Source organism: Aureispira sp. CCB-QB1, assembly GCF_000724545.1.
In the GTDB taxonomy this organism is placed as follows: Bacteria; Bacteroidota; Bacteroidia; order Chitinophagales; family Saprospiraceae; genus Aureispira.
Genome location: NZ_JHBV01000015.1, coordinates 46,446 through 64,402, shown reverse-complemented (window position 1 = coordinate 64,402; position 17,957 = coordinate 46,446). Strand labels below are relative to the sequence as shown.

Genomic DNA, 17,957 nt, shown 5'->3' with positions numbered 1-17,957 from the left:
AAGTTGTTGTAATTTAGTATTTTATGTTTTTGTTTTGGGTTGGCGTACCCTGAAAAGCTACGAGTAAATGATGATAAAGTATAAATAATGTTTTTGCTGCTATTAAGTACGGAGTTTATTTTTACAGCTGAGTGCAGAATTCCAATAATAGATCCGATATTGGGTATTTGAAGAGAAGAGATCAACTGCCAACTTAAAATTGGCACTTATTATATTAATTATGTTAAACTAATCCAATGAATTACATTTTTGTTTTAATAACATTTGTCCTACTGTTGTTCAACAGCGATTTATTTGGGCAAAATAATGTTGTTAATTTTTACAAAGGCGAAAAAGAATTTGAGTCCAATATTTTGGAGTTTACTTCAAAAAAACTCAGTTCTTATGAAATTTTCCAAAATCGATTTTATCGTTTTGTACAATTTAATGAGATACCAAATGTTGCTCAACAAGAGCAAATCAGAGCAATTGGTATTCAATTGTTAGAATACATTCCTAATAAACTATATGTTGCTTCTATTCCTGTTGGAATAGATATAGCTGTATTAAAGAATCTTAATATTAGAAGTATTGTACCAATAGAAAGAACGTATAAAATAAGCCAACGATTAGAGGATGAGGATTATCCAAATTGGGCAAAAGAAGGAGAATTTGTCAAAGTCATCATTCGTTATCATCAAGATATTTCACCTTCTTTAGCAAAGGCTGAAATGAAAAGAATGGGCATCAATGTTCAACACGCAATGGACCATGCTCAAATGATTGTTGCTCAATTATTACCTCAAGAAATAGAAAAGATAGCAGGAACAGCGTTGGTCCGGTATATAGATCTTATCTCAGAACCAGGAAAGCCAGAATCAGATGTTGGGCGCCATTTGCACCGAGCGAATGCTATAGATGGTGAATTTTACGGTGCTCGAAATTATGATGGAACAGGCGTTTCCATAGCCATCAACGACGATGGATTTGTAGGACCACATATTGATTTTAAAGGACGTGCCAACCAGCAAGAAGTAGCGGGCGATTTTACGGGAAGTCACGGAGATATGGTCGCTGGTATTGCAGGAGGGGCAGGAAATTTAAATCCATTGATGCGAGGAATGGCAACGGGGTCTTATCTCCATATTCGCCAATACGATGCAGCTATGCCTGGAACAATTCCATTACACCAAGATAGTGCGGTGTTGGTTTTTTGTTCTTCTTATAGCAATGGTTGTAATGCTGGGTATACCAACACGACAGCCTTGGTTGACCAAGAAATTTACAACAATCCAACCCTAATACAAGTATTCTCCGCAGGAAATAGCAACAACCAAAATTGCGGTTATGGAGCAGGAAACCAATGGGGGAATATTACTGGCGGTCATAAAATGGGAAAGAATGTTATTGCAACGGCGAATTTAGATGCCAATGATACGATTGTCAATAGTAGCAGCCGCGGACCTGCATCAGATGGACGGATTAAGCCTGATATTGCAGCACATGGAGCAGGTCAAATGTCTACGGATCCCAACAATGTTTATTCACCAGGAGGAGGAACTTCCGCTGCTGCGCCTGGAATTACTGGCGTAATGGCTCAATTGCACCATGCGTATCGCAATTTGAATGGAGGAGCAACAGCTCCTTCTGCCTTATTAAAAGCAGCCTTGCTAAATACCGCCACTGATTTGGGGAACGATGGACCTGATTTTATATATGGTTGGGGAAAAGTAAATGGTTTGAGAGCGGTTCAATTGTTGGAAGACAACCGCTATTTGAGTGGGACATTGGTTCATGGTGACAGTAATAGTCATTCTATTAGTATTCCCGTAGGAGTACAGCGGGCTAAAATTATGGTCTATTGGGCAGATAGAGAAGCTTCGACAGCAGCAGCAACGGCATTGGTAAATGACTTGGATGCGACCGTAGTTGCTCCCAATACAGGAGTACATTTACCTTGGTTATTAAACCATACTCCAAACCCAACTACGTTAGCTTTGCCAGCTACCAAAGGAGTTGATCATTTGAATAACGTAGAAGAAATTGCAATTGATAACCCAACAGCAGGTACTTATACTTTGAAGGTAAAAGGAACGACAATTCCAATGGGGACACAAGATTACTTTGTCGTGTATGAGTTTTTGATGGAGGACATTACCGTCGTTTATCCAATGGGAGGCGAGGGGCTAATTCCTGGATCTAACAATAGGATTTATTGGGATGCTTATGGTAATTCTGGAACTTTCTTGATTGAATATACTGTAGACAACGGAAATTCATGGATAACAATTGAAGCGGCTGAACCAGGAGCAAGTCGTTTTATAGACTGGACAGTACCTACTACCGTTACAGGAGCTGCTAAAGTGCGTGTTTCTAGAGCTGGAATAAGTGGTGAAAGTGTTGCTAATTTTAATATTATAGATCAAGTACCTAACTTGCGAGTTAATTTAGTTTGTCCAACAACAAATACAATTGGTCTAGTTTGGGATAGTGTCCCTGGAGCAATTGAGTACGACGTTTTTATGCTGGGAAGCCAATACATGGACTCAATCGGTACTACTACCACATTAAATTTTGATTTAACAGTTGCCAATATCAATAATGAGGCATGGTTTTCTGTACGTGCTAGGGGACAGAATGGTCTTGTTGGTTTAAGAGCCAATGCTATTTTATACGAAGGTTTTGGCGTTGATCAAGGATGTTATATCGCCTGTGGTGGCATACATGATGTTGGGATAAAACAATTTAACATGCTTGATTCTGTTTGGGGGTATTGTGATTTGAGCCCTAAAACATTGTCTGTTGAGCTCTTTAATGAAGGGTATGCTACAGAAACTACCATACCCATCTATTATCAGTTAGGAAGCAATCCTATCGTTACAGAAACATATACAGGAACATTGTCTTCGCAGAATAGTACTACTTTTTCTTTTATCAATTCAATTAACATCCCTACACCAGGCACTTACGAGTTGAAAGTATGGACAGGCTTGACGACAGATGCTAGAGATTGTAATGATACGCTTCGACAAATGATTATAGCCATAGATACATTACCATCTATTTTTCCGATAGAAGAGAATTTTGATAATGGCGTTTTTCCAGAATCTTTTGCTTATGTAATTGATGTAAATAACGATGTGACATGGGACACAATCAATGTAATCGGTGCTTCGGGTAGTGTGACTACTGTAATGAAAATGAACAATGAGTTTTTTAATTATGGTTATGAAGAGAGGAGCGATATTTTTGGTTTAAGTGCTATAGATTTGACATCAGGAATAGCAGGCGCTGCTGCTCAATTAATTTTTGATGTTTCTTACCGCCCTCAGGCTTTTGGTACCGAAGCATCTGATGACTTAAGGATTGATTATTCCATAGATTGTGGGCAGACATTTCACCAACTCTATTTCAAGGATGGTTTAGATTTAAGTACAAGTTCTTCTAGAACTCAATTTTGGATGCCTAGTAGCGCAAGTGATTGGAGGCGAGAGTATGTCGATCTAACGCCTTTGATTGGTAATGATGTTCTTTTGAGATTTGTTAATATTCCAGGGCATTTTGGAACAGGGAATGACTTGTATATAGACAATATAAATATAGAGTTTGGTACGTTGTCTCCTATAGCTGACTTTTCTTCTGATGTTGTCTATTCTTGTGATGGTCAAGTCTCATTTAAAGATGAATCAGGGAATCAACCCACGCAATGGTTGTGGAATTTTGGGGATGGAAATACATCAACACAAGCGAATCCAAGACATACTTATACCTCAGAAGGAGTTTATAGCGTCTCTTTGGAGGTTACGAATGGAGGAGGAACCAATACTGTTATGAGAAATGGATATGTAGAAGTGAAATACCCTGAAGTGCTTTCTACACAGGGGAATACCGTGTGTCAAGATGAATCAGCTCGTTTGAGAGCTTATGGAAATTGGCAGACTAACTTGCATTGGTATGATAGTGGGAATAACTTATTATATGTAGGAACAGACTTTAATACCCCATTGCTAGATACAACAACAACTTATCAAGTCAAGAGTGTTTATCAATCACCTATTATAAGAATGGGACCTACCGATCCTACGACTGTAGGAGCAACAAGTACTACTATCAATGGTGGATATGCGGCACTCAACTTTACTGCTGAAACAGATTTTTATCTAGTTTCTGTTTGGGTAGAGGCTAATAGTGCAGGTCCTCGAACAATTGAATTGTGGGATGGTTTTAATGGAAATACAGCAACCAATACTTTATTGGAATCTAAAACCATTAATTTAGTAGGTGGAGGGCAACGAGTTGCTTTAGCATTTGAAGTGCCGGCTGCTGGCAATTATAGTTTGGTAGGCGCCAATATGGATTTGGTGAGCAATACGGCGGGAGTAAGTTATCCATATACCATAACCGACGTTGTTTCTATTGTTAGTGCTTATGGTGGTGGTGCAGTTGCGCCTACAACGAACACAAGTTCTTATAACTACTTTTACGATTGGGAAATTAGATTAGATTTTTGCGAAAGTGCTCCGACAAGCGTTACCGCAGATGTAATAGCATCTTTTTCAACTTCTGTTAGTGGAAATACAGCAACTTTTTCAAGTAATCCTAATGCAAGCCTTTGGTTTTGGGTTTTTGGAGATGGTAGCATTTCTACCCAACCCAATCCCGTCCATGTTTATTCTGCTTTGGGCACTTACGAAGTGACATTAAGTATGAATATCAATGGAATTAGTTGTAGTTTTAGAGATACGGTTATTGTTACAACTATAGTGGATGTTCCTAAAATTGAGAATACAATAGGTTGGAACATACAACCAAATCCAACAACAGAAACAACGGTATTGAAGTTTAACGCTCCACTAAAAGAAGATTACCAAGTAGAAGTCGTTGGCGTAGGAGGGAATGTTTTGATCAACGAATCAATACCAGAAGGAAAAACACAAATTTTCCTTGATGTTAGTAGGTTAAATCCTGCTGTGTATTTTGTTCGATTGATTAGTAATAAAGGAATTGAAGTTAAAAAATTGCTGATACAGCACTAAATTTTTAAAGTGTATATCGTATGTTAGTTTGTTTACATACGATATACATTTGTTTTTAGCAAATTCATCCAAACACAAATTGCCCATTTTTAAGTAAGGTATAACGATGTGTATTTATGGAGTTGGCTTTTGGTGCAACACCTTTTTTAAAGGCAGAATAAAACCGTTTAATTTGACTTTTTAAAATCAAAACTAAGTCGTCAGATTGTATAAATTCCATGTCTGAGCGGCAAGAGAAACCTAAGTTATATCCTTTGGTTTCTTGAAAATTGAAAGTAGAACTTCCAAAAACCATTTTAGAATCAATAAACTCTTGCGTATTGGGGTTATAACTAGCAATAAAAGAAGCTGCAAGAAGGTTTTTATCTTCAATAGCTTTGTAATAAAATGTAAAGGCAACCATAGCGGAGTCTTCGTGCAAGACTTGCCCATAGCTATAGGTAGCATCGGGCGTATCAATATAAGGATGCAAGGTTTGAGTCGTAAGGGCTGGTTGTATAAATTGTTGGCATAAGTCAGAAGGTATTGGTGTGCCAGATTCAACGACCTTGGTTTGTTCTATAAGGTGCGCTAAATTTTTGACAGAACCTTTTTCTTCTTTGGCTGCGGTTGGTGCAGAATCGTTAGAAGATTCAGAAGAACTACAAGATAGACCAACGGACAGCATCAATGCAAGAATAGTAATGTGATAAACAGAGATTTTCATTATGTAGGCAAAATGTGAATAAAGAAATTGATAAAAAAAATCAAAGTAACTAAAAATAATTAGAATTATTACAAAGGTACTTATTGGCATTAACGGTGCTAAAAAGACACAAAAGTATATCTTTAGATGAATAAACAAGTTGATGTGATTCTATGCCATATATTGTCGACAAGTAACCGATATTAGTTTGTCAATTGCAATTCATCAATATTCATTAATTTTAAGGCAGCCTTTGTTTGGTTGACAGGACGTTTGCATGTCCTGTTTTGACAAACATAAATTGTTGTTTCTCCAGAGATTAATTTGTCTTTTAATAAACTTAGAGAGCCTTCTTCTTTTCCTCCCATTAAGAGCACATTGGGGAGATAGTATTGATCCAACTCTTTGCGTTTGATAGAATAGTCAGCTCCCATAATAGCTACCTCATAGGGTGGTTGAATAATGGACAACATTAAATTAGCCCAATTAGAAAAGTACCCAGGGTTATCCAATACATTAGTACTAACATTAGCCAGCATTTGCTTTGCTTTTTGATCGTAATCTTTATTATAAAAGTACAAACCTAGTTGATACAAATTATTAGCCATTTCAGAGTTAGAAGCAGGAATAACATTATCTGTTACCTCCATTTTTCGGGCAACCAAATTGGCATTATAATCTGGAGTATAATTAAACATACCCGAAGCTTCGTCAAAAAAATGCTCTAAAGTATGATCAGTTAATGCTTTTGCTCGCTGCAACCACTGTTCGTCAAATGTCACTTGGTACAGTTCGATAAAAGCACTAATTAGAAAAGCATAATCATCCAAGAAACCTGTAATTGAAGCTTTTCCATCCTTGTAATTTCTGGTAATTTTATATCCCTTTTGAATGCTTTTTTGTACAAGAAAATTGGCATTTTTTAGAGCTGCTTTTAAAAATTTAGGCTCATCAAAAGCTCGATAGGCTTTTACATATCCTTTTAGCATTAGAGCATTCCACGATGTCAGAATTTTGTCGTCTAGCCCAGGACGAATGCGTTGGTTTCTAGCTTGAAGCATTTTAGAATTGAGATGGGTGATTTTTTTCTGAAAGGCCTCCTCACTCAACTGGTATCTTGCGGCAATTTGCTCGGTACTTTTTTTGCGGAATAGAATATTGGTTTTGTGTTCCCAATTGCCAGCCAAAGTAGCATTATAATAATCCATAAACAAACCTGCTTCTTTGCCTAGGATACTTTTGATTTCTTCGGCTGTCCACACATAAAATTTCCCTTCTTCCCCCTCGCTATCAGCATCTAACGAAGCATAAAAACCACCTTCAGGACTTGTCATTTCTTGGTTAATCCACTCTAAGGTTTCGTAAACGACTTTTTTATACAGTGGTTTTTTAGTTTGTTGATAGGCTTGAGCATACAATGCTACCAACTGACCATTGTCATAAAGCATTTTTTCAAAATGGGGTGCTTTCCAGATAGCATCAGTAGAGTAACGGGCAAAACCGCCCCTCAATTGGTCATAAATACCACCTAAAGCCATTTTGTCTAGTGTTGTTAACGTAGCCTCTAGGGCTTGAGAGTTGCTATCAAGCACTGCGTAACGTAGTAAGTAATTCCAAGTAGAAGGCAACGGAAATTTATTACTACTTCTATTAAAACCACCCTCTTTAAAATCAATTGTTGCTTTCCATTTTTCAAAAGAAACCGATACTTTGTCCATCGTATAAGAAGGAGGAGTTGGGTTGAGGTTGACCGCCCCCGATTGGGCAAGCCCTTCTGTAACTTGTTGAGCAGCTTCTTGCAATTTGTTTGGACTATCTTTGTAAAGGCGTATAAAGTGCTTAAGTACTTTGGTCCAATCTGATTTAGGATAGTAGGTGCCCGCAAAAAATGGTTTTCCATCTGGCAATGCAATAGCATTTAGTGGCCAACCTCCACGTTGATTGATTAGCTGACAGGCAGTCATGTAAATTTGGTCAACATCGGGACGTTCTTCTCGATCTACTTTTATACACACAAAATGATCGTTCATAAGCTGAGCAACAGTCGAATCTTCAAAACTCTCATGCTCCATAACATGACACCAATGGCAAGCAGCATAACCAATACTAATTAAAAGCATTTTATGTTCATTTTTGGCTTTTTCTAAAGCCTCGGTACCCCAAGGATACCAATTGACAGGATTGTGAGCGTGTTGCAGTAAATAAGGACTGCTTTCGTGAATCAACGCATTTGTATATAAGGGAGGATCTTCTGAATGAGTTGCATTTTTTTTGTCAGGATGTTTTTGGGCACAACTGATGATGTTAAAACTTAGGAGAAAAAGAAGTAGGTGAATATAGTTCATTGAATGGTGCATGTTTTACGTACAATAGACCGTTAAAACACACTAGCAGCAAGTTAGCTAAATAAAGTGAGCCAGTGGCAAGTAGGGACTATTAGCTCAACTATAAAAAGAATAATATTACTTACTTTGGGCTAAGAGAGAGTGTATTATTTTAATAGTTGATTCGTGGTTAAAAATTTCTTTTAAATCGGACAACAAATCTTCCTGATCCACGCATTCATAGGTGATTTCAGGAGTATGAAAATCAAGTTCTAATGGATATAGAGTTATCTTGTGCATAATGCTAAGCAACAAATACCTGTAGTTGTTCATGTTAGGGGCAACAATGTAAAAGTGTAGGACGGTATCGCCATTAGCTTGCGTTACAGTTGAAACATCAACATGGAGTACATTTTTAGTTTTTTCATTAAGAAAATTTCCTTGTTCTAATAAAATAGCTTTGGGAGTAACAACTGGATTCATGTCAAAATCAGGCCAAAGATTTTTGTTCTCGTTTGCCATACAGTAGGTATTATTTTTAAGCAAATGCTGTATTTAAAAAACAGATTCGTGTTTTGATACTCTGAATTAATAGTTTTAATATCAAGGGTGTGTGTTTGGTTTTATGGAGTATAGTTGAATAATTACAGTAATTGACGGTTGAAGAGTGAGATAATGGTTTAATACGATTTTCTAATGGATTAGGCTATTGAAACTATGAAAATAATCATATTTTCTTCTTCAAGCAACTCTTTTTTATGTTTTGTCATTTGAAAACCTATGATCATGAGTTAATTTATACAGATAATTTTGTGAATATCGACCGTGGGCATTCTTTTTTGTTGAAATTATGGATCAAGGATGATAGGTCTAGTCCATTGGTTTAGGCTTGGAAACAAGTCAGTTAGAACACAAGGTAGTAAATAAAAAAAAAACATAAACATTTTTGTTTTTATCTATGAATATTTTTGTTTCTATACATAAAATGTATAACTTGCTTAAGTAAGGAATTTTATTCACTCAAATTAAAATTAATGAATTATGGGACCTAACTTTATAATTCTCCCGGCAGTTGCTTTAATCCCTCTTATCGTGGGCTTCATATGGTATAATCCTAAAGTAATGGGAAATGCTTGGATGCAAGAAACGGGGATGACAGAGGAAAAAGCACAACAAGGGAATATGTTGGTTATTTTTGGAAGTACGTATATTTTTTCTTTGTTTCTTTCGTTTGCTTTATTAGGAGCCGTTGTGCACCAATTTGGAATTTTTCAGCTATTTGCAAGCCAGGAAGGTTTTGGAGAGGCAGGCTCTGAGGTAATGAAATCATTTGAGAGCATTATGGCTATTGTTGGCGATCGGCACCTAACATTTAGCCATGGAGCTTTTCATGGTCTATTTTATGGGATTGTGGTCGCATTACCTATTTTAGGAATTAATGCCTTGTTTGAGCAAAAAACTTGGAAATATATATTTATCAATGTAGGATACTGGACACTTTCTCTAGCTTTGATGGGCGGTGTCATCGGACAATGGGGCTATAATGTATAGTTAAATAGCAATGCTAATTTTTTTTAGCTTTAAATTAGCATTGCTACTTTTTTAAAACCAAGTTTTCTATTATTAAAGGTAGAAAGCTTACATTTGATGCTATGTTACTAGCACTAAGCTAACGTTTTGTATAAAAATTAGTAAAGGACTAGTGTTTTAACGCCAGATTCTCACTCGAAAATTACGACCATCAAATGAAAATATTGATATTTCTTTTTCTTCTTCCTACTTTTATTTATGCTCAAGATGCTTATACTAGATGGATAGCAATACAAGAAGGCTCAGGAATACATTTGCTTGAAACTTGCAAAGAAAAAAGGGTGTATGGGAGTGAATCAGGAAAAAGTAGTGACTTAAAACTTCGGCAATATCAGAAATACGAACAGGGAAGATTGGTTAAAGATATGATGTACGTTGATTATCCCCAACTAATGTATAATATTGAGATCAATTACCAACAAGATGGAACCGCAACAGGAATCAATTTAGAAGATTCGAGTATTGTGACTTATGCATTTACTCCAGAACAAAAACTCCGTTATTATGTCGTAGATCGACAAAATGATATGCACGTAGTGTATACCTATGATGATGATGGAGATTTGATTCGGTGCAAAGATTGTTTAGCTCCTTTTAACAATCATGATTGGTGTGCTTATTATAATTATTTTTATAATGATAAAAAACAACTTATTAAAACGGCATCGCATAATCTGGAAAAGGGAGCAGCTGTAACAACCAAAGTAGTGTTTGAAACAGATTCTCTAGTCTACAAAAACAATCGTTTAACTACTCGTTGGACAATTAACGCTGCTGGAGAAGAAATAAAAAAAGCGACATATACTTATAATAAAAAAGGTCTTCTAGTCGAAGAGTACTCCACTCAATTAGCCCCTTATCAAAATCCAAGAAGCTATTTAAAAACGTATGTTTATCACTGCAATGGTCAATTGAGGAAAGTAGAGGAAGTTTACTATACCAATAAGCATATCAATGGAAAACAAGTTTCTAAGTATAATAATAAAGGGCAAAAAATACGGCAAGAGTCTTATAAGGGAACGGATAATCGGACCAAATTGTATTTGATTAAATATAAAAGGTAAAGAAAATAAGCATTGGTAAATAACTAAAACGGCAGACTTTGTTTTTAGTCATAGGGTAGATTTTATATATTTATAAGATATAGTTGTGTAGTAGGTTGTCATACTTGCACTTCGGTATTTTTTCTAATTAAAAAAGTTGTCCTATGAAAAACGTACTCTATTTATGTTTATTAGCTTGTATAATAAGTTGCAATCAAGTAGACAATCCAACTGAAAACCGTGTGGTCGCACCAACAGAGACAAAGGAAGATACATTGTCAACAACCATTGTTTCTAGTTTTGTATTTGTAGGGTGCAATCGAGTAAACCGTTCAGATGAAAAAAATCCCAATGCCACGGATGCGTCAACCGCAAATTTAGCCGCTTTACAACGAATTTATGATGATATTTTAGAATTAGAACATCAACCAGACTTATTCTTTTTTTTGGGAGACTTAGTTCTAGGCGAATCGACAACAGAAAAGCTAGACAATCAATTGGAAGCTTGGGTTCAGCTGTTTAAGGATACTACATTTAGTAAAATTAGTGAATCAGGTATTGAACTGGTTGCAGTACCTGGCAACCATGAAATGTTAACGTATGCCGATCATGGAGATCCTGAACACGATGAGTGGCCTTTGAAAGGAGCAACAGAGTTATGGATGAAGCATATGGGCCCATTTATACCACTGGATTGTGAGCATGTAACAGGAACGGATAGCATCAATAATCAAGCAACCTTCTCTTTTGTTCGAAATAATTTAGGTTTTGTTGTCATGAATACCGACACCTATAATGCTCCAACTGAGCAAGCTCCATATGGTTTAGAGGGGATGATTCCATTAGATTGGATAGAAAAAAAGATAAAGGCACTCCAAGCAGATCCTACCATTGAACATGTTTTTGTTTTAGGTCACAAGCCTTATTATGTTGATGGCAAACCGCAAACAGGACACAAAGGATTTCCAGATGGACCTAAATTATGGCCTTTGTTATATCAATCGCGTGTGGTTGCGATGTTATCTGCTCATGTACATGATTATAATAGAGAACAACCCAATGGAGATGGAACTTATCAAATTATTGCTGGCAATGGTGGGAGCCCAGGACCGGCTCAATTTTTTGTTTATACCATCATTAATGTCTTAAGTGATGGTACTTTGGAGTTAGAATCGAGGGGGTTTAATGTAGGAGAGCCTTATTATAAAGCTGTTCCAGAGCATCCTATGTTGGTACGAGATAGTACAATTCTTACTTGGGATAAAAATAAGAATCCTTATCAATTAAATCAATAAGAGTTGTTTTTAGTTAGAGGGGGTAAAAGTTGTATTAAAGTGAACTTAAGAAGGAAGCAATCTGTTTTCTAAAGGTTAAAAGGAACGATATCAGAATGATTAACCTAGTAATTTTAGCGATTGGCGTAATGCAAATAATCGTTTTGATAGGAAATTGCTTGAGAAACTTCTCAAAGTACTATTGATCTGTTTATAAGCTTGATCAAATTGAAACACACTTGTCAACATGGAGGCTAGAAATAAAAACAAAACCTTATTAATATTAGATTTAGATGAAACCTTAATTCATGCTAGAGAAACACCTTTAGAGCGTAAAGAAGCATTTAAAGCATTCCATTTCTATGTTTATTTGCGTCCTTATTTGAATGATTTTTTGAAGCAGATTAGAGATGATTTTTTAATAGCAGTTTGGTCATCTGCTTCGGAGGATTATGTGCAAAAAATCGTTGATCATATTTTTCCTAAAGATTATCCTTTGGAGTTTGTTTGGGGGCGGAAGCGGTGTGTCTACCGATCAAAACGATTTTCCAAAGATTATGGTCGATATTTGTCGGATTATGAAACGCCTTTTTTTTATCTAAAACCGTTGCAAAAAGTAAAGCGGCAGGGCTTTAGATTGGAGCGTATATTGATTGTAGATGACTCTCCAGAAAAAGTACAAAATAATTATGGGAATGCAATTTATCCAACTGAATACACAGGCAATAGTGAAGATGATGAACTCTTGCATCTAGCTGCTTATTTGCAAACATTAAAAAATAAAACAAATGTTAGAACAATCGAAAAAAGAGGCTGGAAAACAGAAGTGCAGCAAGGGCTTTAGTGTTAAAGTCTGTAAAAAGGAAACTTTTAGTAGGTAGATAGAGTTGTACTGTTAATCTAAAAGCTCTACTTTGTAAGTGTTTTTGTAGTTTGATCTTCTAACAACTTAAAAAAGATGAAGTTAGCAAAAAATGTTAATAGAATATCTTAAGTAAAAGAGAATCCTTTTGGATAAAAATGCGTATATTTATAGTATGGTTTGTACACAAAACTATTTTTGAGAGCATAAAAGGCAATTCTTCAAAAGATTAACTAACTATTCAATAAAAGAAAGCTATACTCAATAGTAGTGTTTGTTAAAAATCACTGAAGAAAAAATAAATCAAGCTTTAATCATCATATTAGCTTGTATTAAAATAAACAAAATTTTGTTTACTAACAAATAATAAAACTCAGCATGAACATGAATAGAATGTTTATATTTGGAGCAGCATTGATTGCAAGTTCCTTATTAATTGGTTGCAATGACACCAATTCAGAAGATACACTAAGTTATCAATCATCGGCAGAGATGCGTGAGCAATCTATTGAATTGCAATCTGCTCAAAAATTGACCAACCCCGGCAAAATTTATGTCAAAGATGATATGATTTTGATTAATGAAATGGGTAAAGGGATTCATATGGTTTATAATGAAAATCCAGCAGAACCTAAAAAAGTTGGTTTTATTAAAATTCCTGGTAATATTGACGTAGCTGTGAAAGGAGATGTAATTTATGCTGATAATTACATGGACTTAGTTGCTTTAAATACCAAAACTGGTGAAATTAAACGTGTAAAAAATGCTTTTAAAGTATTTGAAAAACAACGTAGAGAACAGCTTTTGGCGATGAACAATGGAGTAGAGCCAATGAGTGGAATGAGAGCAACTCAATTTCAAGCAGTCTCTAATGGAACACCATCAAGCGCTGGAAACCCAGTAGGTACTGGGGGGTCTATGGCGCGTTTTACAATTGTTGATAACAATTTGTATGTTTTGGATGGCAACAATATGGTTGTCTACGATATTACAACGGTTGACAATCCTAAGAAAGTGAACGAAATTGCAATGGATTTTAATGTAGAAACGATTTTCCCACATGAAGGTCAATTGTTTATTGGTGGAACAGAAGGAATGTATATTTATGACAATTCTGATCCTTCGGCTCCTCGCTTCTTGAGTAAGTTTGAGCATGCTGTAGCTTGTGATCCTGTTGTTGTTGCTGGCAACCATGCTTATGTAACTTTGCGTAGTGGAGGCCCTTGTGATCGTGCGATTAATCAGTTGGATGTTGTAGATATTTCTGACATTAAAAACCCAACTTTGGTGAAAAATTTCCAAATGCACAACCCACATGGATTGAGTGTTCAAGAAAATACATTGTATTTGTGTGATGGAAACCAAGGATTAAAAGTGTATGATGTGACAGATAAAACTAATATCTTGGACAATTTGAAAGATGCGGATAGAAATATTCGCAAAGCATACGATGTTATTCCAAATCCTGACAATGGCACTCTTATCGTTGTTGGCAAAGATGGAATCTTCCAATATGATGCAATGGATCCAAGCAATATAGAACGTATTAGCGAAATTACAATAGAAGCTTAAGATAGCAACTGTTTGTGTAATTTGTTGTTAAATAGTAAATTATGAAAACCTTGTGGCAATAGCTGCAAGGTTTTTTTTATTTGTATAAAGAAAAATAAGAAAAAAAGGAGGGTATTCTTTTTTTCATACGGTTAAGTAAATGATGTTAGAGTTATGTTAGATTTTAACAAAATTTTTATGTTAAAATTTAATATTTAGTAAGCAGATATTCCTTGAGTTCCGTTTGTTAGGACGAACCAAATATTGAAGTTACTGAATTATTTTTAGGAAGATGCACCCAATTTTACTTTATAATTTATTTTCATAACCACACAAAACTTAGTTAAATTATGTACAAAAGAAATGTGTTTTTTGCAGCAGTAGCGATGCTATTTTTAATGGCTAGCTGCGTCAAGGACGACTGCACCAGAGTTATGACATACACTAAACATACACCAGTGTATAAAACTTTGGAAGAAATTCGTGTCGATCCGACCGTAGAACCTGCAAGAGATTTAAAGAATCCTGGAAAAATTTATCTATATGGTAATTTAATTCTGATTAATGAAAAAGGAGAAGGTGTTCATGTCATTGATAATGCCAATCCAAGTTCTCCCAACAAGTTGGCTTTTATTTCTATTCCTGGTAATATAGATATTGCTATGAGTGGAAATACATTGTATGCGGACAACTACATTGATTTATTGGCAATTGATGTGTCTAATATTCAAAATGCTCGTTTGAAAAAGCGTGTGCCAAATGCTTTTCCAGATTATGGAACAGACCCAGAATTGGGGATATTGGTAGCATACAACAGCGAAGAAGTAACAGAAGAAGTTCGTTGTGATGATCATAGTACTATGCAAGGAAATCAATGGGGAGGTATGCAAAATATTGATATGATGGCTAATAATGGAGTCAACAATGCAGGTGTATCGGCTAATGTAGGTGGTGCTGGTCGTGAAGCAATTGGTATTGGTGGGTCGATGGCACGTTTTGGCATCAATGGACAGCATTTGTATGTTGTAGACAACCAAGATATGCATATTTTTGATATTTCTAATTCAGAAGATCCTACTCGTGTAAATCAAGTAACAGTAGGAATGGGTTGGGGTATCGAAACAATTTTCCCTTACCAAGACAAATTGTTTATTGGTAGCAACACAGGAATGTTTATTTATGACAACAGCAATCCACAAAATCCAACTTACCTAAGCGAGTTTATACATGCAGATGTTTGTGATCCTGTTTTTGTTGACGGAAATTTTGCTTATGTAACATTGCGTAGTGGAACAAATTGCCAAGGCTTTAGCAACCAATTGGACGTAGTAGATATTACGAATATCACCAATCCAACACTTGTTAGTTCAACAAACATGCACAATCCTCATGGCTTGACCGTAAATGATGATAAATTGTATTTGTGCGATGGTTCTGATGGATTGAAGGTATTTGATGTTGCTGATAAAAATGCTATTGGGCAAAATCAATTGTTCCATGATAATTCATTCCCAGCATATGACGCTATCACAATTCCTAGAGCAAACGCAGTTATGGTGATTGGAAAAGATGGTTTCTATCAATACAATACAGCGAATCCAGCATCTTTAGAATTGCTTAGTCACATTCCTGTTAACAAATAGATAGATTGTTAAGAGGTTGCTAATAGTTTGCAAAGAAACTAAGACCTAATTTTACTTTCTGTTGGATGCAACAAACCAATTTAGTGACATTTCTATTAATGGCGCCAATTGCACTTACACAGAAAAATGGTCTTGCGCTATAGATAATAATTTTGTAAGCTATTATAAAACTTTACTTCGTGGAAACCACGTAAGAGCAGCGCAACTAATTAAAAGCGTAGCACGTACGAAGTAAATTGATGTAAAGGTGCTTTGTGTTTTTTTGTAAAAAATACAAAGTATTAATAAAATATATCGACATATATTTAACAGGTAGAGCCGTTTTATCTACCTGTTAATTTTTAAATCAAAACTTGAATAAATGAACTACAAAAAGTTAATCTGCTCTTTATTAAGTGTTGTTGTTTTAGTATGTTTGACAACTGTCAATACTTGGGCACAAGAGGCAAAAGAAGATGTTGTTTACATGGAAAATGGGAGTGTCATAAGAGGTCAAGTAATAGAATACGACCCTAATGGTAATATCAAGATTGAAATTTATGGAGGAAGTGTCTTGGTCTACAAGAGCTCAGAAGTAGTCAAGATAGAAAAAGAGACGGCAAAAATTGTATTAGAAGTAAAGAAAAAGAAACGACCTAATCATAAAGTGCCCAATACAGGGATTTATGGAACCGTAGCAGTAGGAACACTAGGAGGATTAAGTGATTGGGGAGAACCGACTCCTGGGATTAGCTTGAAAGGAGCTGTTGGGTGGTATTTTCATCGGTTGCTTGGTGTCGGTGGAGGTGTTGGAATGATGAATTTAGGAGGTCCAACTTTTGTCCCTGTTTTTGCCAATATTCGAGGAAATTTTATGAAGTCTACGGCTAGTTTATTTTACGATATTAATGTCGGATATGGAATTGGTGTTGTTAATCCTTTGGCTTCAAATGGCTTGGGGAGAATGGAAGCTGCAGAAGGGGGCTTATATCTCAGACCTTCTATTGGAGTTCGTTTACCTTCTACTAGACAAACGCACGTATTTTTAGATTTCGGATATGTGATACAATTCTCAAGTGCTCAATATCGCGATTGGAATAATAATTCAATTTTTGAGAAAAGAACCATCTATAGACCTTCTCTTCGTGTTGGTGTTACATTCTAAGTTGTTTTATTAAAACATCATTAAGCTCGCAGCAAGCTACTATTATTCAGACCATAAAAATAAGATGAATGATTTATAGAATATATATAGTTATAGCATTGATGTTTTTAACATCAACTGTAATAGGGCAGGAAATTAGAGAAGATGTTGTTCATTTAAAAGATGGAACAATTATACAAGGTGAAATCGTCCATTATGATCCCAAAGACAAAATTAAGATAAAAATAAAAGGGGGAAGCCTAATTGTTTACAAGAGCTCAGAAGTTACTAAAATTGAAAAAACGAAGCTCAAAAGAGCGTATCAGACAGATAATAGCGAACGTCCTTTGCATTTAAAAGAAACAGGTTGGTATCACTCCATTGCATTCGGGACGACTTTTAAGGTGTATGCTAGAGGTAGTGTTGGTATTTGGAATTTGCCTTTTGGGGCGATGGTAGATTATACATGGGGGCATCAATTTAATCGCTATTTTGGTGTTGGGACTAGTGTTGGGTTGCTTGTTCCTAGTTTTGAAGCTTTTGCCCCCATTTGTGTTAATTTAAGAGGCTATTTCCTAAAAACTTCTACTAATGTATTTTATAATATGAATGTAGGCTATGGTGTTAGTTTGAATGGATTGACTACTGTAGGGACTAGAAAAGGTGGGCTGCATGTGCATCCATCAATAGGAGTACGGTTTGCTTCTACCAGAAAAGGGCATGCTACGTTAAGCTTAGGCTATATGATACAAATGGGTGGAGTCCATGAGTACAGTGTCTACGCGATTACAACTAAGGTAGGTGTTACTTTTTAAGCCTCCAAAACTCCAGTAATGATTCTCAGGTA

Annotated in this window: 12 protein-coding genes; 9 read left to right on the top strand and 3 right to left on the bottom strand. The window is 35.8% G+C overall.

Annotated features, from left to right (window positions below; translation table 11 throughout):
* Positions 1 to 236 precede the first annotated feature (236 nt).
* Complete coding sequence (locus tag CG11_RS06465; protein WP_052594316.1) at positions 237 to 5,015, top strand: S8 family serine peptidase; 4,779 nt, start codon at positions 237 to 239, stop codon at positions 5,013 to 5,015.
* 64 nt (positions 5,016 to 5,079) lie between these two features.
* On the opposite strand, the gene CG11_RS06460 is transcribed toward CG11_RS06465, so the two are convergent.
* The 3 genes from CG11_RS06460 to CG11_RS06450 form a co-directional block, all read right to left on the bottom strand.
* On the bottom strand, positions 5,080 to 5,721 hold the full coding sequence (locus CG11_RS06460) for a hypothetical protein (protein ID WP_156039681.1): 642 nt from the start codon (positions 5,719 to 5,721) through the stop codon (positions 5,080 to 5,082).
* Between the two features lie 182 nt (positions 5,722 to 5,903).
* On the bottom strand, positions 5,904 to 8,045 hold the full coding sequence (locus tag CG11_RS06455) for a thioredoxin domain-containing protein (protein ID WP_081909482.1): 2,142 nt from the start codon (positions 8,043 to 8,045) through the stop codon (positions 5,904 to 5,906).
* Positions 8,046 to 8,162: 117 nt separating this feature from the next.
* Positions 8,163 to 8,546: a hypothetical protein gene (locus tag CG11_RS06450; protein WP_052594312.1), complete on the bottom strand. Its 384-nt coding sequence runs from the start codon at positions 8,544 to 8,546 to the stop codon at positions 8,163 to 8,165.
* A gap of 519 nt (positions 8,547 to 9,065) precedes the next feature.
* Between CG11_RS06450 and CG11_RS06445 the strand changes: the two genes are divergently transcribed.
* The 8 genes from CG11_RS06445 to CG11_RS06410 all read left to right on the top strand — a co-directional run bounded on the left by CG11_RS06445 (position 9,066) and on the right by CG11_RS06410 (position 17,925).
* Complete coding sequence (locus tag CG11_RS06445; protein ID WP_052594310.1) at positions 9,066 to 9,575, top strand: DUF1761 domain-containing protein; 510 nt, start codon at positions 9,066 to 9,068, stop codon at positions 9,573 to 9,575.
* A gap of 194 nt (positions 9,576 to 9,769) precedes the next feature.
* Positions 9,770 to 10,678, top strand: coding sequence for a hypothetical protein (locus CG11_RS06440; RefSeq protein WP_052594308.1), 909 nt, complete (start codon positions 9,770 to 9,772; stop codon positions 10,676 to 10,678).
* 143 nt (positions 10,679 to 10,821) lie between these two features.
* Positions 10,822 to 11,952 carry a metallophosphoesterase gene (locus CG11_RS06435; RefSeq protein ID WP_052594307.1) on the top strand — a complete coding sequence of 377 codons (1,131 nt, stop codon included), beginning with the start codon at positions 10,822 to 10,824 and terminating at the stop codon, positions 11,950 to 11,952.
* Positions 11,953 to 12,178: 226 nt separating this feature from the next.
* Positions 12,179 to 12,775, top strand: coding sequence for an NIF family HAD-type phosphatase (locus CG11_RS06430; protein WP_052594305.1), 597 nt, complete (start codon positions 12,179 to 12,181; stop codon positions 12,773 to 12,775).
* 402 nt (positions 12,776 to 13,177) lie between these two features.
* A complete protein-coding gene (locus CG11_RS06425; RefSeq protein WP_063833036.1) occupies positions 13,178 to 14,365 on the top strand; it encodes an LVIVD repeat-containing protein in 1,188 nt (395 codons plus the stop codon).
* A gap of 329 nt (positions 14,366 to 14,694) precedes the next feature.
* A complete protein-coding gene (locus CG11_RS06420; RefSeq protein WP_063833035.1) occupies positions 14,695 to 15,987 on the top strand; it encodes an LVIVD repeat-containing protein in 1,293 nt (430 codons plus the stop codon).
* Between the two features lie 361 nt (positions 15,988 to 16,348).
* Positions 16,349 to 17,131 carry a hypothetical protein gene (locus tag CG11_RS06415; protein ID WP_052594301.1) on the top strand — a complete coding sequence of 261 codons (783 nt, stop codon included), beginning with the start codon at positions 16,349 to 16,351 and terminating at the stop codon, positions 17,129 to 17,131.
* A gap of 68 nt (positions 17,132 to 17,199) precedes the next feature.
* Complete coding sequence (locus CG11_RS06410; RefSeq protein WP_052594299.1) at positions 17,200 to 17,925, top strand: hypothetical protein; 726 nt, start codon at positions 17,200 to 17,202, stop codon at positions 17,923 to 17,925.
* Positions 17,926 to 17,957: the final 32 nt, after the last annotated feature.

Excerpts from the sequence above, each read along its gene's own strand:
- CG11_RS06465 (WP_052594316.1), top strand. The coding sequence starts at position 237 with ATGAATTACATTTTTGTTTTAATAACATTTGTCCTACTGTTGTTCAAC.
- CG11_RS06460 (WP_156039681.1), bottom strand. The coding sequence starts at position 5,721 with ATGAAAATCTCTGTTTATCACATTACTATTCTTGCATTGATGCTGTCC.
- CG11_RS06455 (WP_081909482.1), bottom strand. The coding sequence starts at position 8,045 with ATGAACTATATTCACCTACTTCTTTTTCTCCTAAGTTTTAACATCATC.
- CG11_RS06450 (WP_052594312.1), bottom strand. The coding sequence starts at position 8,546 with ATGGCAAACGAGAACAAAAATCTTTGGCCTGATTTTGACATGAATCCA.
- CG11_RS06445 (WP_052594310.1), top strand. The coding sequence starts at position 9,066 with ATGGGACCTAACTTTATAATTCTCCCGGCAGTTGCTTTAATCCCTCTT.
- CG11_RS06440 (WP_052594308.1), top strand. The coding sequence starts at position 9,770 with ATGAAAATATTGATATTTCTTTTTCTTCTTCCTACTTTTATTTATGCT.
- CG11_RS06435 (WP_052594307.1), top strand. The coding sequence starts at position 10,822 with ATGAAAAACGTACTCTATTTATGTTTATTAGCTTGTATAATAAGTTGC.
- CG11_RS06430 (WP_052594305.1), top strand. The coding sequence starts at position 12,179 with ATGGAGGCTAGAAATAAAAACAAAACCTTATTAATATTAGATTTAGAT.
- CG11_RS06425 (WP_063833036.1), top strand. The coding sequence starts at position 13,178 with ATGAATAGAATGTTTATATTTGGAGCAGCATTGATTGCAAGTTCCTTA.
- CG11_RS06420 (WP_063833035.1), top strand. The coding sequence starts at position 14,695 with ATGTACAAAAGAAATGTGTTTTTTGCAGCAGTAGCGATGCTATTTTTA.
- CG11_RS06415 (WP_052594301.1), top strand. The coding sequence starts at position 16,349 with ATGAACTACAAAAAGTTAATCTGCTCTTTATTAAGTGTTGTTGTTTTA.
- CG11_RS06410 (WP_052594299.1), top strand. The coding sequence starts at position 17,200 with ATGATTTATAGAATATATATAGTTATAGCATTGATGTTTTTAACATCA.